Origin of the sequence: Providencia sp. PROV236 (genome assembly GCF_033676985.1) — a bacterium.
Classification (GTDB): domain Bacteria; phylum Pseudomonadota; class Gammaproteobacteria; order Enterobacterales; family Enterobacteriaceae; genus Providencia; species Providencia manganoxydans.
Map to the genome: position 1 here is coordinate 3,709,201 of NZ_CP096297.1, position 20,438 is coordinate 3,729,638.

The window sequence follows — 20,438 nt, forward strand, 5'->3', positions numbered from 1 at the left end:
CAAGGCGTTAATGAGCAGCTTCTAAAAATATGGTTAATCCATCTGTTGTAACAGCACAAATACTGCACATGCCTCTTTTTGAAACGAAGCAGATAACAACCTTTAAGATAGCTATTGGTACTTATCTTACGTCAAGTTGCAGCGTTGTTAACCCGCCGTTCCTCAATATATTTTAAGCCTATTGATACGTAAATTTTAAAGCGCATCAATAAATAATAGCGTATTGGTTGTTATATACGCCGTCTTTTATTTCACCCTGTGTTGACAAGTTTTTATGACTACAAGTTCAAATAATCTTTTGTTATTTTTTTTATCGCTGCACATCGACTGACTTCACAGCTAAATATGTTCATTTTCTGTATGTTAGTCCAATAATCTACTCTAGAACCTAGGTAATACCACTGACACATAAACATAACGCTTCGCAACATGATATTTTGCACGATAAAATAGGTTTTATACCAGAAAAAATTACATTTTTACAAATTAATTACAATAGTAGCAGGTGCGCAAGTCACAACTCACTAATTATATTAAGCATTGCGGCTATATACTCCAAATAATTCAAGGGTAACGGGATGACAAATAAACAGATCACTAGAAGCATAGACAATACCGTCATTGGTATGAAGTATGAATAAGTATAGTTACCATACCTGAAGTATAAACAGAGTTTATTAATCTTAAACCATTCCTCACTAATTATAGGAGCGAAGTATGCAAGCTCTCATTCTACAAAAAGACCATGATCAACTGACAGCCAATATCCAGTCCATTCCGACAGAACAACTTCCTCCAGGCGATGTGATTATTGATATTTATTGGTCAACACTAAATTACAAAGACGCCTTAGCAATTAATGGAAAAGCGGGGGTTGTGCGCCAATACCCAATGGTTCCGGGGATTGATTTTTCAGGTGTGGTGCATCACAGCGAAGATCCTCGTTTTAGCGTAGGCCAACACGTTCTACTCACAGGTTGGGGAGTTGGAGAAACACATTGGGGTGGGCTCGCAACTCAAGCTCGAGTTCCCGCAGATTATCTCACCCCACTCCCTGAAAACCTCTCACTGAGACAAGCCATGATTATTGGCACAGCAGGCTTTACAGCCATGCTCTGTGTTAACGCCTTGCAAGATGCAGGTATCACCCCAGATAAAGGCGAAATTATTGTGAGTGGAGCCAGTGGTGGCGTTGGTTCAACGGCTATCCAGCTGTTATCACAACTGGGTTATGATGTGGTGGCCATCTCTGGTAGAGCAGAAAATAGTGATTATTTGCTGAAAATAGGTGCCAAGAGAGTACTTGCGCGCAGTGATTTTACTGGAACAGCTAAACCACTTGATAAGCAACATTGGGCAGGGGCGATTGATACTGTCGGAGGAGAAGTGCTTGCCAATATATTAGCGCAAACACAATACAACGGTGCAGTCGCAGCTTGTGGTCTTGCGGGCGGTTTTTCATTGCCAACCACGGTGATGCCATTTATTTTACGTAATATCCGCCTGCAAGGTGTCGATTCGGTTTATTACCCAGCGAGCAAACGCCCCGCTGTTTGGCAACGCCTTTCGCAGCTGTTACCTGAATCATTTTATTCGCAAATTACCTCAGAGATTACATTAGAACAGTCCGTTGAGTACGCGCAGAAATTTCTCAAAAATCAGATTACAGGGCGTACACTTGTTAAGATTTTAACACCATAATTGCGTTTTGTGCGGGCCAACCCAAAAGTTTGGATTACCGCACAATTTAAAAAAATAAATGTAGTTAATTTCTCTGATAAGACCAGTATTTTGCTGTCATATGCTGTGAAATAATTATAATAGCCCTCCTTATCACGAAAGATCTGATATATTTTTATGATAAAAGATGACAAACCATCCACATCAGGTTATGTTGTCGGGTTATTGACATATCGTCGGAGTTAGCAACACAATGGCAGAAGATATTCACATTTTACTTCTCAATGGGCCGAACCTAAATCTACTTGGCACAAGGGAACCTGATAAGTACGGTAACCTCACCCTTGGAGATATTGTGTCTAAACTCACAAAGGAAGCGGAACAACTAGGCGTAAAATTGAGTCATTTTCAGTCCAATGCAGAGCATGAACTGATCAATAAAATTCATGCGGCAAAGGATAACGTAGATTTTATTCTAATTAATCCGGCTGCATTCACGCATACTAGTGTTGCTTTGCGTGATGCATTATTAGCGGTTGCGCTCCCGTTTATCGAGATCCATCTGTCTAATGTGCATGCCAGAGAACCATTTCGTCATCATTCTTACCTCTCAGATAAGGCGGTCGGAGTGATTTGTGGTCTTGGTGCCGATGGTTACAGTTTCGCGTTACAGGCAGCGGTTAACCGTCTGTCATCTTACTCCGAGTAATTTGAGCTGTAGTTAGGCGACAAATGAATGAGTCTCTAGAAACATAGGTAACTGTGTCACTAGTATGAATGAATGAAGTCACCATAACCTTAACTTAAGGCGCTACAACTTAAGCTATAACGAGTATGTGCTCTAAATAATTCAGGACGTAGTTAGGCGGCTGCTGAGTAAGTCGCTAGGAATATACGCCAGTATATCGCTAGTGTGATTGAGCAAAGCCAACAACACTACAACTTGAAATATAGCGAGCATAAATCACTTAAATTCAAATATAAGAGTACGGAATCATATCCATGGATATTCGTAAAATTAAAAAGCTGATCGAGCTGGTCGAAGAGTCTGGCATTTCTGAACTGGAAATTTCTGAAGGTGAAGAGTCAGTACGTATCAGTCGAGTTTCAGCTGCTTCTCAGGTCATGGCGGCACCTCAACAGTTTTACTCTGCACCTGCGGCACCACAACCTGCATTAGCAGCTGCGGTAGCTCCAGCACAAGAAGCTGCGGCACCAGCGGCGGCAACGGCGCCAGCAGTTTCAGGCCATCAAGTGCGCTCTCCAATGGTCGGCACTTTCTACCGTTCACCAAGCCCTGAAGCCAAACCATTTATTGAAGTTGGTCAAACAGTCAATATTGGCGATCCTCTTTTCATCATCGAAGCGATGAAAATGATGAACCAAATCGAAGCAGAAAAAGCAGGTGTTGTGAAAGCAATCCTAGCGCAGAACGGTGAGCCGATTGAATATGACCAGCCGTTAGTGGTTATCGAATAACGAGGCGTTTCCATGCTGGAAAAAATTGTCATTGCTAACCGTGGAGAAATCGCACTACGTATTCTTCGTGCCTGTAAAGAATTAGGCATCAAGACTGTAGCTGTGCACTCCGCGGCAGATAGTGATCTAAAACATGTCCTGTTGGCTGACGAGACAATTTGTATCGGGCCAGCAGCATCCGCAAAAAGCTACTTGAATATTCCTGCCATCATTTCAGCGGCGGAAATTTCAGGGGCTCAAGCAATTCACCCAGGATATGGTTTCCTGTCTGAAAATGCGGATTTTGCAGAACAAGTCGAACGTTCTGGCTTTATATTTATCGGGCCAAAAGCTGAAACCATCCGCCTAATGGGTGACAAAGTTTCAGCGATTGAAGCGATGAAAATAGCTGGTGTACCTTGTGTACCGGGTTCCGATGGCCCATTGGGCAGCGATACTGATAAAAACAAAGCTATCGCGAAACGTATTGGTTACCCTGTGATCATCAAAGCCTCTGGCGGCGGCGGCGGTCGTGGTATGCGTGTGGTTCGTCACGAAAAAGATTTAGAATCTTCAATCAGTCTCACGCGTGCTGAAGCAAAAGCGGCGTTCAACAATGATATGGTTTACATGGAGAAATACCTTGAAAACCCTCGTCACGTTGAAATTCAAGTAATGGCTGACGGCCAAGGCAATGCGATTTATTTAGCTGAGCGTGATTGCTCAATGCAACGCCGTCACCAAAAAGTGGTTGAAGAAGCGCCAGCTCCGGGGATCACTGATGAAGTTCGCCGTGGTATTGGCGAACGCTGTGCCAATGCTTGCATTGAAATTGGCTATCGTGGTGCAGGGACTTTCGAGTTCCTATATGAAAATGGTGAGTTCTATTTCATTGAAATGAACACCCGTATTCAAGTTGAGCACCCAGTCACTGAAATGATCACTGGTGTTGACCTGATTAAAGAACAACTGCGTATCGCTTCAGGCATGCCATTGTCTGTTAAGCAAGAAGATATCGTTGTTCACGGTCATGCTATTGAATGTCGTATCAATGCTGAAGATCCAAACACCTTTATGCCTAGCCCAGGTAAAATCACGCGTTTCCATTCTCCGGGTGGTTTTGGTGTCCGTTGGGAATCTCATATTTACGCAGGCTACACCGTACCTCCGTATTATGACTCAATGATTGGTAAGCTGATCACCTATGGTGAAACACGTGAAATCGCCATTGTTCGTATGAAAAATGCACTCAACGAACTGATTATCGATGGCATTAAAACCAATATTGAATTGCATCAAATGATCATGAATGATGAAAACTTCCAAAAAGGTGGTACTAATATCCACTATTTGGAGAAAAAACTCGGTATTCAGGATTAATTGATCGTATTACTGACGTAAAATAAACATACCGAGAACGCATACTTCTCGGTATTTTTTTATCTTTTCAATTAACATGTACACTCTAGATAATTCAAAATGCCGCTAAGCACAGTCACTACCCTTGCGACTTGAAATATGGCGTGGATAAATCAGGAACCCCTATGTCTCTTAAACACAACAACTGGAAAAATATTGGAAAAACGCCTGATTACCGATTTTCATTAGCCAATGAAAGAACCTTTTTAGCGTGGATCAGAACAGCTTTAGCGCTGTTAGCAGGCTCTATTGCAGTTGAACAGCTCCTGCATGAAACCGCAACACCATGGATAAGGATATTATTATCACTATTTCTGGCTTGTGCTGGTGGTATTACGGCGATTATGGCCCTCTACCGTTGGCGACAAAATGAAATTGCCATGCGCACCGATGAACCATTGAGATATACCTCTTTCCTCACCATGATGACATTGTTTATTACCACCATCGCCATCATTTCTCTCCTCTATATACTCATTTAATGCCATATGATACGTGATCCAGGTTTACAACCCGAAAGAACTCAGCAGGCATGGAGCCGTACTTTGCTGCTTTTGTTCGTGAACACATTATTGTTTCTGCGACTTGGTTTATTAGATTCGTCATGGTTACCATTTGTAGGAGCCGTGATCGCCACATCGCTGCTATGTATGATTGGCTTTAAAAGACACATTTCATCGGCTTATCAAAATAGTGGCTTAAAAATTGATAATGCAATTTTCCTTTATATCACCGCTTTGGCCATTTTAGCGATGTCGATCCTGCTAATCATTCATATCCTTATCATGACATAACCCCTATGACTCACTATTGATGGGTATGAAAACCCACCACTTTAGCCTAACTTATCCTCTAACCCACTCAAAAAACAGGTCGATAAGTGCAGAGATAAACGTCGTTAATCTACCTACCCCCAATGCACTACATCTTGAAGTATCACGAGTATCGACCGTTTTTTTTTACACTCCCCCCTAGGTTTATCGTACAATCCCTGATTATTTTTATTTTATGAGGGGGAAATACGTATGGATAAGCGTTTTCTTCAATCAAATAAGGAAGCTCGCTGGTCACTCTATCTTACTCTTGCCTATCTTATTGGTTGGGTGATCTGTGCCTATCTTCCAAGTAATACTATTGGTGTGACGGGCCTACCATTGTGGTTTGAATGGTCGTGCCTGATCTTACCTATCATCTTTATTTTGTTATGTATCATGATGGTCAAAATCATTTTCAAAGAGATTCCTTTGGAGGATAAAGATGCAAACTGAAGTTTTGCTACCTCTAATTGGTTACTTAGTACTGGTTTTTTTGCTATCTGTATACGCATACCGTAAACGAACCAAAGGTGAGTTTCTTAATGAATATTTCTTAGGAAATCGCTCCATGGGTGGGTTTGTGCTCGCCATGACCATTACCGCAACCTATGTTAGCGCCAGCTCGTTTATTGGTGGTCCTGGCGCTGCCTACAAATATGGCTTAGGTTGGGTACTACTGGCGATGATCCAGCTACCTGCAATTTGGTTATCCCTTGGCGTACTCGGCAAAAAATTTGCGATTCTAGCTAGACGTTATAATGCCGTGACCTTGAATGACATGCTGTATGCACGTTATCAAAGCCGCTTTCTCGTTTGGTTTGCCAGTATTAGCTTACTAATCGCTTTCTTTGGCGCAATGACAGTACAATTTATTGGTGGAGCGAGATTACTGGAAACCGCCGCGGGTATTCCGTATACCTATGGTCTGCTGATTTTTGGTGTCTCAATTGCGTTATATACCGCGATAGGGGGTTTCCGAGCTAGTGTGCTTAATGATGCACTGCAAGGGTTAGTGATGCTACTAGGCACTGTCATTTTACTGGTAGCTATTATCTATCATGCAGGAGGACTGGGCGCTGCCGTGGAAAAAATTCACACTATCGACCCTAAATTAGTTTCTGTTGAAGGTGCTGATGATATTTTAAGTGGCCCATTCCTTGCCTCTTTTTGGATTTTAGTCTGCTTTGGGGTAATTGGCTTACCGCATACCGCAGTGCGTTGTATTTCCTATAAAGACAGCAAAGCCGTTCATCGTGGAATTATTCTTGGCACCATCGTGATGGCTGTGCTCATGTTTGGTATGCACTTTGCGGGAGCGCTAGGCCGTGCCATCCTACCTGACCTTACGATCCCTGACCAAGTGATCCCAACCTTAATGGTGCAAGTATTACCCCCATTTGCTGCTGGTATTTTCTTAGCCGCCCCCATGGCGGCAATTATGTCGACGATTAACGCACAGTTACTCCAATCATCAGCGACTATCGTCAAAGATATTTATCTCAGCAGTGCACCAAAGCAAATTCACAATGAAAAAAGATTGTCACGTATTTCCAGTTTTTCAACATTAATACTGGGCGCACTATTGCTAATTGCCGCATGGGATCCACCGCAAATGATTATTTGGCTAAATCTATTAGCATTTGGTGGCCTCGAAGCCGTCTTCTTATGGCCATTAGTTTTAGGTCTTTATTGGGAAAAAGCGAATAGTAAAGGCGCCATCAGTGGTATGGTCATCGGTGGTGTGAGCTATGCATTATTAGCCTCATTCAAAATTGAATTAATGGGCTTCCATGCAATTGTTCCTTCACTGCTATTTAGCCTGATTGCCTTTATAATTGGTAATCTTTTCGGTAAAAATCCAGTACAATCGGCAGCCAATGAGCAGGCTACGCCCGCAAGCAATTAAGTAAAAGAGATTAACTATGCCTTGGATACAACTACGACTTAACTCTACTGGCCAGCAGGCTGAAGCACTTGGTGATGAATTGATTGAAAGTGGCGCGGTTTCAGTCACTTTTCAAGACAGCCATGATACCCCAGTATTCGAACCTTTACCGGGCGAGACACGTTTATGGGGTGATACCGATGTGATTGGTCTCTATGATGCCGAAACAGATATGGCAATAGTCGTAGCGCAATTAGAGAATAGCCCACTGCTTGAAACAGGCTTTATCCACAAGATCGAACAACTTGAAGATAAAGATTGGGAAAGAGAGTGGATGGATAATTTCCACCCAATGCGCTTTGGACAACGTTTATGGATCTGCCCAAGCTGGCGTGATGTGCCAGATCCTAACGCGGTCAATGTAATGTTAGATCCTGGCCTAGCATTTGGTACAGGTACTCACCCGACCACCTCCTTATGCTTAGAATGGTTAGATGGATTAGATCTCGAAGGCAAAACAGTGATCGATTTTGGCTGTGGTTCCGGTATTCTAGCCATTGCTGCGCTGAAATTAGGCGCCGCACAAGCAATTGGGATCGACATTGATCCACAAGCAATACTTGCTAGCCGCGATAATGCTGAACGTAATGGGGTTTCTGATCGTTTATCACTCTATTTACCTAAAGACCAACCAAAAGAGCTACAAGCGGATGTGGTGGTCGCTAATATCTTAGCAGGCCCATTACGTGAACTAGCCCCAATGATCAGCGTACTGCCTCATTCAGGTGGCTTACTGGGGCTTTCAGGTGTATTAGCAACCCAAGCAGAAGGCGTTGCAGATGCTTACCGTGAACAGTTTGCAATCGACCCAATCGCAGAGAAAGATGAATGGTGTCGCATCACTGGTGTCAAGCATTTTTAGCAAATTTATAATAAAAATCAGTGAATAATTTCTTTGAAATTGAAGCAGGAATAGATTATCGTATAGCTCAAATATTGTTCAACTGCAGGTGATATTCTATCCTGTTTGGGATTTGAACAGGCTAACGGCGAATTTAGTGATTTTTTTACAAAATCATCTAACTAATTGTTATTAAACACTAATAATTGTATTTTGAAAAAATCAAGATAAAAAAGTTAGTGATAAATAACGGTTTGCTCAAAGTTTGTCCTTTCATATCTCGAAAAAAATGCGTAATATACGCGCCCTTGCAGTCACAGTATGGCCCCCTTTAGTTATGCGAATCGGACAATATCAGTTGCGAAACTGTCTTATTGCTGCCCCCATGGCAGGCATTACAGATCGACCATTTAGGTCGCTTTGTTATGACATGGGTGCGGGTATGACGGTCTCAGAAATGCTCTCATCCAACCCACAGGTTTGGAAGACCGACAAATCAAGACTGAGAATGATCCATCGCGATGAACCGGGGGTGCGTTCCGTTCAAATAGCTGGCAATGATCCCGATGAAATGGCAGCCGCAGCTCAGATTAATGTTGAGAGTGGCGCACAAATTATCGATATCAACATGGGCTGTCCAGCTAAAAAAGTGAATCGTAAGCTTGCAGGCTCAGCGCTGCTACGTTACCCCGACTTGGTGCAATCCATCTTGTCTACGGTAGTCAAAGCAGTCGATGTCCCTGTCACGTTGAAGATCCGCACAGGCTGGTCACCTGAAGAACGTAACTGTATAGATATTGCCAAATTGGCCGAAGATTGTGGTATTCAAGCACTGACCATTCACGGTAGGACTCGAGCCTGTTTGTTTAATGGCGAAGCTGAGTACGACAATATACGGGCAGTTAAGCAGACTGTTGCCATACCGGTTATTGCCAATGGCGACATTACTGACCCGCTAAAAGCCAGAGCTGTATTGGATTACACAGGGGCGGATGCCCTGATGGTAGGACGAGCAGCTCAGGGAAGACCCTGGATCTTTCGGGAAATCCAGCATTATCTGGACACAGGTGAAATGTTACCACCGATGCCAATGGCAGAAGTGAAACACATTATGATAGCGCATGTACAGGAGTTGCACGACTTTTACGGTCAAGGCAAAGGAGCCCGTATAGCGCGTAAACATGTTTCTTGGTATTTGCAAGAACATGCACCTGATGACCAGTTCCGGCGCTCATTCAACGCCATTGAGGACGCCAGCGAACAGCTGGAGGTGTTGGAAGCATTTTTTGAATATTTTGCGTAAATAAAGATAAGAGCTGACAGAACTATGTTCGAACAACGCGTAAATTCTGACGTACTAACCGTTGCTACTGTAAATTCACAAGATCAAGTAACTCAAAAACCATTGCGTGATTCAGTTAAGCAAGCACTGAAGAACTATTTTGCTCAATTAAACAATCAAGATGTTAATGATTTATATGAGCTGGTATTGGCTGAGGTAGAGCAGCCTTTGTTGGACATGGTTATGCAATATACCCGTGGAAACCAGACCCGTGCAGCCCTGATGATGGGTATCAACCGCGGTACTCTGCGTAAGAAACTGAAAAAATACGGCATGAACTAATCCTAGTCGGTTAATGCAGTGTTTTTAAAGGCACTTCTTGTTTTTCAAGAAGTGCTTTTTTAATACTTAATTTTTAGTTTACGACTTTAGCCTTTGCCTTGGCTACTTAGGTAAATTGCAGCTCTGACCTTCTCAACGACATCTTTGCCCGCGGCCATATCAGATGTTCCAAATGAAGGTAGCCATTAATCTACCCCGTTAATGAAAAAAGTATTTTCATTCTGCATTAGGTATTACAGGGGGGACAAAAATACTCAAAATCTGTGATGTTCAGTTCTGTCAGTTATGGTGAATAGTCCTCATGGGTTACAGATTGGTATGTAATCGAAGTAAATTGAGACTATCTCCATTTCATATTTAAATGAAATAGAATATTTTAAACCCCATGTTAAATATGAAAAAAGGTAATACTGAATGGCTAATTTAATTTATTTGAAACTTACAGGAAAAAACCAAGGGTTGATATCTGCGGGTTGTTCAACGCGTGATTCAATTGGCAATATGTTCTGCACAACACCAGCGAATGCTTTGTTTGATACAACCCAAACGAAGTAATATAGTGCTCACTGATGAACACTTACAGCGTAACTGTTTAATCTCATCCAAAGAGTATTAATGATTATAAATATAGGAAAATAAAGTGAAACTTATTGATTTCAAGTCAAAAAATGGAAAAAAAACATTTGGTGATTTATTTTTTGATGAAAAAACAGATTTTGCAGAACATCTGATAAAATTAAGAGAAGACATGCTGCAAGTGGAGTTTCCTAATAACTATATTTTAGATATAGGCTGGAGTAATGATTTTGAAATAGATGGCTATTTCATTATATATTTAATAAAACATTTTGATTGGGAAAATCCTGTTTATTTAGGTAATGCCTATAATTACTACGAGTTAGTTGAGGAGATAAATATTGCTATGGAACTAATTCCTTGAAAAACATTCTATAACTGATATTACTATTACAATAGTCACTTGCGAAATAAACATAGAGAGAACTTAGGTAAATAGTTCCGTCTATTAGAAATCATTAAAAAAAGACTATAGCTAAAGATGATAGCTTCAAATACTGTTTATCTAAATTTATTAAAGAAGTTTCGCAAAAATCAATAGACAGTTTTTATAAAAACAGTAAAAACACATGGCATTTTTGGAATAAAATCACATGAAAAAAATAAAGATTAGTAGATGGTATATATCTGGGTTTTGGGCTCCCCTTGATGGTGGACCGAATGAAGATGAATTATTATTGAAACTGAATTTGAACAATCCTTCGAGCATTGATTTAATTGTTGGTAAAATACTGAAACCATATATAGATATTTTACCATTAAAGTATCAAATCCGTTTTAAGAATAGTTTTAAGTATGCAATAACATACTACTCAGAAAAAGAATTAAAGGATTGTTACTATACAGGTACGCCTCAATTAGAGTTACCTGACGGTATAACAGCTCGTAATTTTTATATTTATGTATGGAATTTTATATATAAAGGTGAAAATTATTTAGCATCTGAAAATGATGATTATACAGAGCTATCACTTAACGAAATCTATAAAAAATAAGTACATTAATGTATCTAAGAAAAACTACACAGACAATAAAAGATACGTTAATAAACTTTACAGAGTTGAATAATATTATTAAAGTAGAGCAGGTAGCAAGGGAATGTAATTTTACCCTATCTTTAACTAGATGATAACTTTATAAATTTATATTTTCACGAAGTAAAATATCACTACAAATACGCTAACTACAATAAAATTATCAAGGTTTTAATAAGGATTAACTTATGATAAATAATAGGATGACTAACTTCAGAAGCATGTCTTTTTATATGAACGGTGAGTTAGCAGCATCAAACCTCGTTCTTTTTATAGAATTTGATAATGTCAACTGGTTTTCACTTACTATAGGCGAAGGGATGCTTGAATTCATTAAAAAAGAAACAGAACCTAAATGTAGCTCAACCGTGAAATTACAGGATTCATTCTCATATCCAATTACTGAGAATAGTCAACTGGAAAAATATAAAGAATGCAAGTTAATAAGTATTCATCAATACAGATTGATTAACAATTTAGATTACAGTCTGGGAATTTTTTTTGAAACTAATATGGGAGGAATAAGCATTATTGAAGATGGTGATAACCTGTTTATAAGTGAAGGGGTTAATAATGATTTATTATCTAAGTGTAATTTAATTAAATATAAAATATAATGATAAGAATCAACATAATGAAAACTATAACAGTTCCTCTTTCTAAAGAAGCAATGCATAGATTGGATTATAATGAATCTATTGATGGTGATCTACTAGAACTAGAGTTGAGTGATAGCCAACTAAATACCCTAAGTAAAATAAAATTATTTGAAGTAATCAATTATAATTTAGGGTTAAATATAGATGATTATGAAGATGAAAGCCTGTATGATATGAATAAAATAGAAATTTTAAATGAAATTCTCAAAAGCATGATAAATAAAGAGAATAAAGATATAATTAAATCAATTTTAGAATTGTCGAAACAGCATTAGATAAAAAAACAGGAATATTTTTCTTTTTTTAATCCATTTAAATTTCAAATACTCCATGAGTATTGAAATAACACTCATAATCTATGATAAAAATAACCCCAGATAAAGATAAAAAATTAATAACATTCTATATATAATGATTGGCATTTTGATGATAAACGGTATAATGTGACCAATAGATTATCATAAATAAAAACATGATAAAAAACTATAACTGTATCAATCTAACAGAGGCAAATAAAATATTATTACTAATTTCAGGTGATTATATTGGAATAATTAATCTCATCGATTACGCCGAAGATGATAATTTTTTATTGGTTAAGAGACTAAATGATTGGGAAGAAAAAGATGACATTATATATTAAAGGAAATCAATCTAAAACATTACCAACTAGGTGAAGTGATTATATTAAATGATTTTTATACAGAAACAAAATGGCATATTTATTAGACTCTAAATATATTAACTGTTTTTCAACGGAATATTTTAAAAATATAAAATTTATAAAGGTCACTTTTCTTGAAAGTAAAACAATCAGTATATATGTTTGTTTTTTACAATAAATTCCATTAATGTTTAAGTTGAGATAATAGTGAAATTTTCAATTAGTAATTTTAAAAACAAAGAAACTGGTGAAAAATTAGACCACTTTGGTTATGTACATATAATTTACAATCATACTAACATACCTGAAGACCTAATATTTTCGATGATAGAAATTATTTCACCAACATTTAAGGTTGTTGATAACATGCTATTTATTGATAATCTCTTTTCACAGAGAAAATATGATGAACACCTATCTTCTGGAATAAGTAAAGAAAAAACTCAATTTTGGCTTAATTTAGTCGATATTAGTAGCGTTTTTGATATATTAGAATATGAAGAGACTATTATAGTAGCGGAGAAACTAGTTCATTGCTGGAATTTAAAAATTAAGGGAGAAAATTTACAGGCATTTGGCCAAGCTCGAATTCTTCGTGATGATTCAGAAACTGAAGTGTTAATTACTGTTGACCAATATAGCCATGATTAATTTATGATAGGTGCCTAGCCATTCAACTAAATATAACAAATCAGCTCTGCTAGTTTTACATATTACTATCTTAATCAATAATGTTTTGGCTATTACGACAAAAAAACACATCAATTAATTTAATATATTTATAGAAAGGGACTGATATGTGCTGCATAGTGTATAGCCATAAAATTACTTTGAAGAACGACACTACTCATACCAATGGTAATATATTTACTAGCTCTAGTACTTAGTTAAACCAACCTAAGGTATAGCTTGAGTTGGTGACTCAGTTTATGATGCTCTAAGCCAAAAATAAACAAAAAATTGACTAATGACATTTAAACTGTTCTTTCCCCTACTTCAATAAGATATATCATACCTACAGTCTAATTTGATGATAAGAAACACAAACACAAATAAAAATACATGATACTTTTATTCGATAAGCTTTACTACATTAGCCTTTTATCAAATTATCTAGATAGTTTTTAGTTATATGAAATAACAATTAAACTAAAAAATTTAATTGTCATTTCATTAGTACATTCAAGTAATTAAAATATTTTATTTAGCATTATCTTTAATAATCATAAATTATGATACCGCTCACAATTACGATTGTTATAAAAAATAAAAACTTGTTTTGTAAAAATATTATTTATAAATTTATAAAAATAATCTATCCCTATTATAAGTGAGAGTGTACACACGAAACAATTAAATATAAAACAATTAGGGATGCAATTATCTATGGATTTAATAGACCTCAGAAGTGATACATTGACAAGATTACAACCCAAAGATCTACTCAACATTAACTATGATTACATTAGTGATGACTGCTACGATGAAGATCGTTACGTTAAGATGCTTGAATTTAAAATTGCTGACCTTTTCGGTAAAGAAAGCGCGTTGTTTATGCCTTCTGGAACAATGAGTAACCAAATTGGTTTGAACGTTTTATCAAATCCAGGTGATGAACTCATTACTGAGGCCGGCTATCATGTGTGTTTTTTTGAGTCATCACAAACCTCTGCATTGAGTGGTTTAGTTATCAATAACGTACGTTCTAAACATGGAATATTAACGACCGAAGATGTATTAAATGCGATTAATAATAAAGCTCGCTGGTCAGATTTATATGCCACACCTAAAATTATTTCAATCGAAAGCAGTATTAATACCTATGGTGGGTTAGTGTTTCCATTGGATGAAATATGCCATTTAAAAATGTTATGTAATAAAAAAAATATGCACTTATTTTTAGATGGTGCTCGGGTTTTGAATGCGTGTATCGCTATTGGTATTTCACCTGATAAATATACTGAACATGTTGATATATTGAATATTTGTCTCTCTAAAGGGATCGGTGCTCCTTTTGGCTCGCTTCTTGTAGGAAGAAAAACCGATATTGATAAAGCCAAAAAAGTAAGGAAATGGTATGGCGGAGCACTCCATCAATCAGGGCTGATGGCTGCCATTGCATTAAATAAATTAAAAGACTATTCTGCTAGGCTCGAAAATAACAATATGAATGCTCAATATTTAGGCGCAATTTGTTCCCAATACTGCCAACTTACTCATCCAGTTGAAACGAATATTGTGATGATAAAAAGCCGCAATGCAGATAATCTGGTTAAAAAACTTAAAACATATGGAGTATTAGCTACAGCATGGACATCGAATACTGTCCGTTTCGTCACGAGCTCTAATATTAATAAAGAGATGCTCACGCGCTTAAAGTCGATCTTTGAAAAGATACATAAATATAAAGAGTTTATATGATAAATAAAATAATCACGTCACGTTTTTTTTCTGGAATATCATTTTATAGTTTCTTGCCATTTTATTCTATTTACTTGATTAACTATAAAAATATGATAGAAAGTAATGTTGCTATTATTTTATTTATATTCTTATTCATTAGTCGTGCATGTTCATTATTCACACATTATATTATTGACTATATAGGTTATAAACTGACTTTAATACTTAGCTATCTTATGGCTTCAGTTGCTATATTATCTATTTATGTCATTAATAGCTTTTCATTTCTACTCCTAGCTTCTGCTATCATTGGTGCCGGTTTTTCTATCGCCAATGTATGCACTAGCCTTTTTATCGCAGAAAATAATAACCATTCAGAACGCGTCAAAAACTTTTCTTTACTTAATGTTGCTGTCAATATTTCATCTGCCATTGGTGGTGTAATAGGTGAGTGGTTTTATCATGGCTTCTACTCAGGAATTATCATGCTTCCTGCTGCTGTCATGTTAGCTTCATCGCTTTATTCATGCACCTTACAGAATATAAAACAGAGTAAAGTAAACTCCAAAAATGAAGAAAAAGCGCTTTCTACTTTTGCGGAATGGATAGTTTTTGTTTGCTATAGTTCAATGTCTTTCTTCATGATCGGCTTGATATTAAGAAATCTCGCCTTCCATTTTGAAGTCAATAATAACGAGACTATTCGCTATATCTCCGTTTCATCTCTATTTGCCTTAAATGCCGCTATCATTATATTTTTACAGATAAAATCGACCTCTTTACTATCAGCTCAACGTACTGAGCTTCAAATTTTCATCTATAAATTGAGCTTAATAGTAGTCTCTGTTTTGCTATTAATATTTAACTTTCAATCAGCATTAAGTATGTATTTATTGATCGTGTTATTTACACTGAGTGAACTGATTTGGAGTCCATATAACAATAGCTTATCGATAGATAAATGCCCTTTTAAAAACAAAAAATTATCACTATCTATCTGCATATTTTTTTGGGGATTAGCAGAATCGCTTGGGGCTTATATGGGAATTATTGCAAACACCTACCAACTACACTTTCTCATTCCATTTTGCTCATTTTTAATCCTTATTTTTTTATTTTGTATTGAAGGCTTGCTAACTAAAAGGAAACGTAATGAAAACGATTATATTTCTGGAGTGTAATCTATCAGGAACTGGTGTGAAAGCAATTAAGATAGCCAAAGAAATTGGCTATCAAACAATATTATTTACTAAAGAGAAAACCTTTTATGAACAGATTGCGGACAATCCATTACAATTTGTTGATCATGTTGTTGAGCTGAATACCGATAACCTTGCTTCAGTTATTTATCATGCGATGAAGTATAAAACTCACGGTATTGTAGCATTTGATGACTACCGATTAATCACTGCGGCGGCAGCTTCTCATGCATTAGATCTACCTTCTCCCACCATCAAATCTTTAATTGCATGTCGATACAAGCAAAAAACTCGTAGGATCCTAAGCCAATATCATCAAGGTTTTAATTATAGTGTTGTTAGTATTAAGGATAAGATAAATATTTCAAACCTCTCATTTCCATTAGTGGTAAAACCTTGTGACGATAGTGGAAGTAATAAAGTGGCTATTTGCCACACACCAATAGAGCTATCCAGTGCTATCCAAGCGATAACGGCATGTCGGATTAATCAGCGTGGCTATGAATTATCTTCAGATTATCTTATAGAAGAGTTTATTCAAGGTGATGAATATAGCGCTGAAGCCTATTGGGATACTAAGAAAAATCGATGGGAAATACTTGGCATTACTAAAAAACATACAACAACAGGCCAATACTCCGTCGAAATAGGTCATGATTTCCCTTGTGAATTCCCCCTATTCGCTAAAATTAAAACAACACTAATCAGTTGGCTCAACCATATTGGGCTATCTCATACCGTGGCACACGTTGAGTTTAAATTACAAAATGATGTTGTTAAGCTAATTGAAATTAATCCACGGGTCGCTGGAGGTATGATTGATAAGTTATGTGAAATCGCAACAGGATTCGACCTAGTACACTGCTATTTATCTCAGTGTGTAAAAGACATGGAGTATGTTCCTCAACTAAAAAAAGAAAAACATTATGCATCGATTCGCTTTTTAACCTCGGGTAAATCGGGTGTGATTAATCGTATTAAACCTAATTTCTTATTCAATCAGCCTTTACTGTTTAATTTTGTTCCTACACCAATAGAAGTTGGGCCACTAAAAGATAGTTACGGCCGCTTAGGGTACGTCATTACACAGTCTGCCACTCAAGAACAAGCAATGAATGACGCAGAAAACTTTATTAAGCAGGTAGACATAACATATCAATAAATATTCAGAAGCTATGATAGCTTTTACTGTTGTGGGAAATTTTCAGATAAAAACTTTACAGCTTATAATAAAAATCTAATTCCACATACGCGATTTATTTTTTATCAATCTTATATTCTAGAAAAAAGGCACAGTAAACAGCGCTGTGCCTTTACCAGTTAGCTATAATAACATTGAAAAGTTAACGGTATATCGGTAGTAAATTAAATTGAGCGAGTAATTGGCAAATAATACCCACAACACCAAAAGCAATCACTGCATATATTAAGCCTTTTCCTCCCCAAACTTTAAATTTGGATTCAGGAAAACGCTCTCTCACTTTAAGTGCCATAATGGCTGGGCAAATAATTGCCCAAATGCAAGCCGCCATTCCTGCATATGCAATCGCAATTAAAAAACCATTCGGAAACAACATACAAAGTATCAATGGTGGTAAGAAACATAATAGTGCCGATTTCATACGTCCAGATGGGTTATCCTGAAAATTCAAAGATGCCAATATATAATCAAATAAGCCAATAGCTACACCTAAGAATGAACAAAATACGGCACTAATCGAGAACCATAGTAAGAAGCTGGCAATATGTGGGCTACTCAACACAGAATATAGCGATTCAATAAAAGCATCCAGATTACCACCTTTATTGATAATGGTTAAAAACTCCGTTCTAGGTAGATTGCCCATCGTACCCAATATCCATAAAAAGTATAGAACTAACGCTAGCAAACATCCGATAACACAGCTTTTTACTACTTTCCGTTCGTTCTCATGATACAGTTTATAAAGACTGCATACATTCCCATGATATCCAAACGAAGTGATAGCATAAGGAATAATAATGAAAATAAAGGGAAGTAATGATGTTTGCCCTCCTTCAACAGGGGATTTCAGTAATAAGTCCGTTTTGACAATTAAAAAAAGTCCTGAGAATGCTAAGACAAATAATACTATTTTGATTAATAAAAATATTGATGTTAAACGGCTCGCCCCAATACCACTCCACCAAATACTCGCACCCAGTATTAAAGTGAAGATAAAAAATATTAGTCTTAAGTTAATATCAAATCCGTATATGAAGGCTGCTTCTTTAATTACAGAACCTGCTGCTGATATGTAAGCATAAATTAAAATATACAATACAAATATTAATGCTGCATTCGCGATATAACAGGCCCATTTAGGTAACAATTCTTTAGATATAAAAAAATAGTTAGTACCTGAGCCATATTTTGATATACATTCAAGAATATATATTCCCGAGTGAAACATAAAAAAACAAACAATCAATAGAATAACAACTGAATTAATAAACCATGCTCCTGCCATAATAGTTGGCAAACTAAACATGCCTGCCCCTATCATAGCGCCACCGAGCACAAAGCCCCCTACCATTATGGAGGGTTCTTTCTTCGCTGCCGAATTATTCATGGTATTTACCTTAGAAATAAGGGTGAGGCTCCCGCATTGCACGGGAACCTTTTAATTATTACCTATTATTTGATTGGCTTTAATCTAGCAGTAAAGTGCCTTAACACTGGTGGCTCATACTCAAAATCAAGTCCTTTCAGTGTTGCAAATTTATCTTTAAGACCAATTAATGCATCTGCAATATAATCCATATGATCATTGGTATAGACACGTCTCGCTATAGTTAAACGCATAAATTCCATATCTGCATGTTTTTGTTTGCCTGTTTCTGGATCACGACCTAATAAGAATGAGCCAATTTCAACAGCACGAACACCTGATTCCAGATATAGGGCATTAATCACTGCTTGAGCAGGAAATTGATCGCCAGGAATTTGCGGGACTAATTTTTTACAGTCAACAAACACTGCGTGACCACCTGTAGGATATTGAATTGGAATTCCACCTTCACGTAGACGGTCACCTAAGTATTTAACCTGCCCTATGCGATAATGGAGATACTCTTCACCAGCACCTTCCTCAAGGCCTTGCACCATTGCTGCCATATCACGTCCAGCTAAACCACCATAAGTGACAAAACCTTCCATAGGTACACAGCGCTGTCTCGCTAATGTAAAAATATTTTCATCGTTCTTAATTGCAACTAAACCACCAATATTCAACAGCGGGTCTTTCTTCGCTGACATCGTTAATGCATCAGCATATTTGTACATATCAAATATAATTTCTTTAATTGTGGCATTTTTGTATTTAGGATCACGCTCTTTAATAAAATAAGCGTTCTCACAAAAACGCGCAGAATCCATCACCACAAAAATATTATGTTGTTTAGCAATTTCATAAACTTCTTTTAGGTTAGACATTGATACTGGTTGCCCACCAGCACTATTACAGGTGACTGTCGAAACAATAGCAACAACGTTCTCAGCCCCATATTTAGCAATATTTTCTTTCAATTTTTGAATATCAAAATTGCCTTTCCAGTCATCATACGTTTCTGAATCATATGCTTTTTCAGTAACAATATTAATTGCTTTACAACCATTTAATTCAACATGCGCTGCTGTAGTATCAAAGTGAAAGTTGGAAATAAATACAGGTTTTTGTGCGCCGCCTTGCTGCTGTTTTACTTTTAATAATACAGGGAATAGCATATTTTCAGCACCACGCCCTTGGTGAGCAGGGATGGTATAATCGTAATCAAACATCTCTTTGACTTTATTTTTTAAGTCATAATAATTACGAGAGCCTGCATATGCCTCATCACCTGTGATCATCGCTGCCCACTGATGGTCACTCATGGCATTAGTCCCTGAGTCAGTGAGTAAATCAATATAGACTGCACTACTTGGTAATAGGAATGGGTTATAACCAGCTTCTTTTAATGCAACTTCACGCTCTTCTCTGGATGGGATACGGATGTTTTCAACCATTTTAATACGGAACGGTTCTACGATTCTTTTGGCCATGATAATACCTTTAATTTTTCATTAAATAATAAAATAGAAATTAGGGCTTATAATTAATAAG

Annotated in this window: 21 protein-coding genes and 1 pseudogene; 20 read left to right on the top strand and 2 right to left on the bottom strand. The window is 37.2% G+C overall.

The genetic code is table 11. The features are described from left to right. The first annotated feature begins 717 nt into the window (after positions 1–717). From M1E96_RS17090 to M1E96_RS17185, 20 genes and pseudogenes are all read left to right on the top strand, one after another. Positions 718–1,701 carry an oxidoreductase gene (locus M1E96_RS17090; RefSeq protein ID WP_140186504.1) on the top strand — a complete coding sequence of 328 codons (984 nt, stop codon included), beginning with the start codon at positions 718–720 and terminating at the stop codon, positions 1,699–1,701. 232 nt (positions 1,702–1,933) lie between these two features. Further along, positions 1,934–2,389: a type II 3-dehydroquinate dehydratase gene (gene aroQ, locus M1E96_RS17095; RefSeq protein ID WP_070928964.1), complete on the top strand. Its 456-nt coding sequence runs from the start codon at positions 1,934–1,936 to the stop codon at positions 2,387–2,389. 293 nt (positions 2,390–2,682) lie between these two features. Then, positions 2,683–3,159, top strand: coding sequence for an acetyl-CoA carboxylase biotin carboxyl carrier protein (gene accB, locus M1E96_RS17100; RefSeq protein WP_070928965.1), 477 nt, complete (start codon positions 2,683–2,685; stop codon positions 3,157–3,159). Between the two features lie 12 nt (positions 3,160–3,171). Further along, positions 3,172–4,518: an acetyl-CoA carboxylase biotin carboxylase subunit gene (gene accC, locus M1E96_RS17105; RefSeq protein ID WP_070928966.1), complete on the top strand. Its 1,347-nt coding sequence runs from the start codon at positions 3,172–3,174 to the stop codon at positions 4,516–4,518. A 164-nt stretch (positions 4,519–4,682) separates the two neighbouring features. Next, the gene (locus M1E96_RS17110) at positions 4,683–5,039 is read left to right on the top strand and encodes a YidH family protein (protein WP_070928967.1); all 357 of its coding nucleotides are present in this window, start codon (positions 4,683–4,685) and stop codon (positions 5,037–5,039) included. 6 nt (positions 5,040–5,045) lie between these two features. Continuing rightward, a complete protein-coding gene (locus M1E96_RS17115) occupies positions 5,046–5,351 on the top strand; it encodes a DUF202 domain-containing protein (RefSeq protein WP_272580720.1) in 306 nt (101 codons plus the stop codon). 231 nt (positions 5,352–5,582) lie between these two features. Then, the gene (locus tag M1E96_RS17120; protein WP_070928968.1) at positions 5,583–5,825 is read left to right on the top strand and encodes a YhdT family protein; all 243 of its coding nucleotides are present in this window, start codon (positions 5,583–5,585) and stop codon (positions 5,823–5,825) included. Next, positions 5,815–7,278, top strand: coding sequence for a sodium/pantothenate symporter (panF, locus tag M1E96_RS17125; protein WP_070928969.1), 1,464 nt, complete (start codon positions 5,815–5,817; stop codon positions 7,276–7,278). The genes M1E96_RS17120 and panF overlap by 11 nt, the downstream gene beginning before the upstream one ends. A 16-nt stretch (positions 7,279–7,294) precedes the next feature. Further along, a complete protein-coding gene (gene prmA / locus M1E96_RS17130) occupies positions 7,295–8,179 on the top strand; it encodes a 50S ribosomal protein L11 methyltransferase (RefSeq protein WP_070928970.1) in 885 nt (294 codons plus the stop codon). 316 nt (positions 8,180–8,495) lie between these two features. Then, positions 8,496–9,461 carry a tRNA dihydrouridine synthase DusB gene (dusB, locus tag M1E96_RS17135; protein ID WP_272580721.1) on the top strand — a complete coding sequence of 322 codons (966 nt, stop codon included), beginning with the start codon at positions 8,496–8,498 and terminating at the stop codon, positions 9,459–9,461. 24 nt (positions 9,462–9,485) lie between these two features. Continuing rightward, entirely contained in the window at positions 9,486–9,782 is a 297-nt protein-coding gene (gene fis / locus M1E96_RS17140) for a DNA-binding transcriptional regulator Fis (protein WP_004258438.1), read from the top strand. Between the two features lie 414 nt (positions 9,783–10,196). Further along, positions 10,197–10,289, top strand: a pseudogene (locus M1E96_RS17145) (type VI secretion system tube protein Hcp); the annotation flags it as partial. 133 nt (positions 10,290–10,422) lie between these two features. After that, positions 10,423–10,722 carry a hypothetical protein gene (locus M1E96_RS17150; protein WP_318707916.1) on the top strand — a complete coding sequence of 100 codons (300 nt, stop codon included), beginning with the start codon at positions 10,423–10,425 and terminating at the stop codon, positions 10,720–10,722. Positions 10,723–10,951: 229 nt separating this feature from the next. Further along, on the top strand, positions 10,952–11,353 hold the full coding sequence (locus tag M1E96_RS17155) for a hypothetical protein (protein ID WP_318707915.1): 402 nt from the start codon (positions 10,952–10,954) through the stop codon (positions 11,351–11,353). A gap of 227 nt (positions 11,354–11,580) precedes the next feature. After that, a complete protein-coding gene (locus M1E96_RS17160) occupies positions 11,581–12,009 on the top strand; it encodes a hypothetical protein (protein ID WP_318707914.1) in 429 nt (142 codons plus the stop codon). 17 nt (positions 12,010–12,026) lie between these two features. Further along, positions 12,027–12,326, top strand: a complete 300-nt coding sequence (locus M1E96_RS17165) for a hypothetical protein (protein ID WP_349489717.1) — start codon at positions 12,027–12,029, stop codon at positions 12,324–12,326. Between the two features lie 596 nt (positions 12,327–12,922). Beyond that, a complete protein-coding gene (locus M1E96_RS17170; protein ID WP_318707912.1) occupies positions 12,923–13,366 on the top strand; it encodes a hypothetical protein in 444 nt (147 codons plus the stop codon). 735 nt (positions 13,367–14,101) lie between these two features. Further along, complete coding sequence (locus tag M1E96_RS17175) at positions 14,102–15,136, top strand: low specificity L-threonine aldolase (protein WP_369427221.1); 1,035 nt, start codon at positions 14,102–14,104, stop codon at positions 15,134–15,136. Continuing rightward, the gene (locus M1E96_RS17180) at positions 15,133–16,299 is read left to right on the top strand and encodes an MFS transporter (RefSeq protein ID WP_369427222.1); all 1,167 of its coding nucleotides are present in this window, start codon (positions 15,133–15,135) and stop codon (positions 16,297–16,299) included. Before M1E96_RS17175 ends, M1E96_RS17180 begins: the two co-directional genes overlap by 4 nt. Beyond that, complete coding sequence (locus M1E96_RS17185; RefSeq protein ID WP_369427223.1) at positions 16,271–17,479, top strand: ATP-grasp domain-containing protein; 1,209 nt, start codon at positions 16,271–16,273, stop codon at positions 17,477–17,479. The genes M1E96_RS17180 and M1E96_RS17185 overlap by 29 nt, the downstream gene beginning before the upstream one ends. A 181-nt stretch (positions 17,480–17,660) precedes the next feature. Here M1E96_RS17185 and M1E96_RS17190 read toward each other — a convergent pair whose 3' ends face one another. Further along, positions 17,661–18,908 carry an aromatic amino acid transporter gene (locus M1E96_RS17190; RefSeq protein WP_140180961.1) on the bottom strand — a complete coding sequence of 416 codons (1,248 nt, stop codon included), beginning with the start codon at positions 18,906–18,908 and terminating at the stop codon, positions 17,661–17,663. 65 nt (positions 18,909–18,973) lie between these two features. Beyond that, on the bottom strand, positions 18,974–20,377 hold the full coding sequence (locus M1E96_RS17195; RefSeq protein ID WP_140180963.1) for a tryptophanase: 1,404 nt from the start codon (positions 20,375–20,377) through the stop codon (positions 18,974–18,976). Positions 20,378–20,438: the final 61 nt, after the last annotated feature.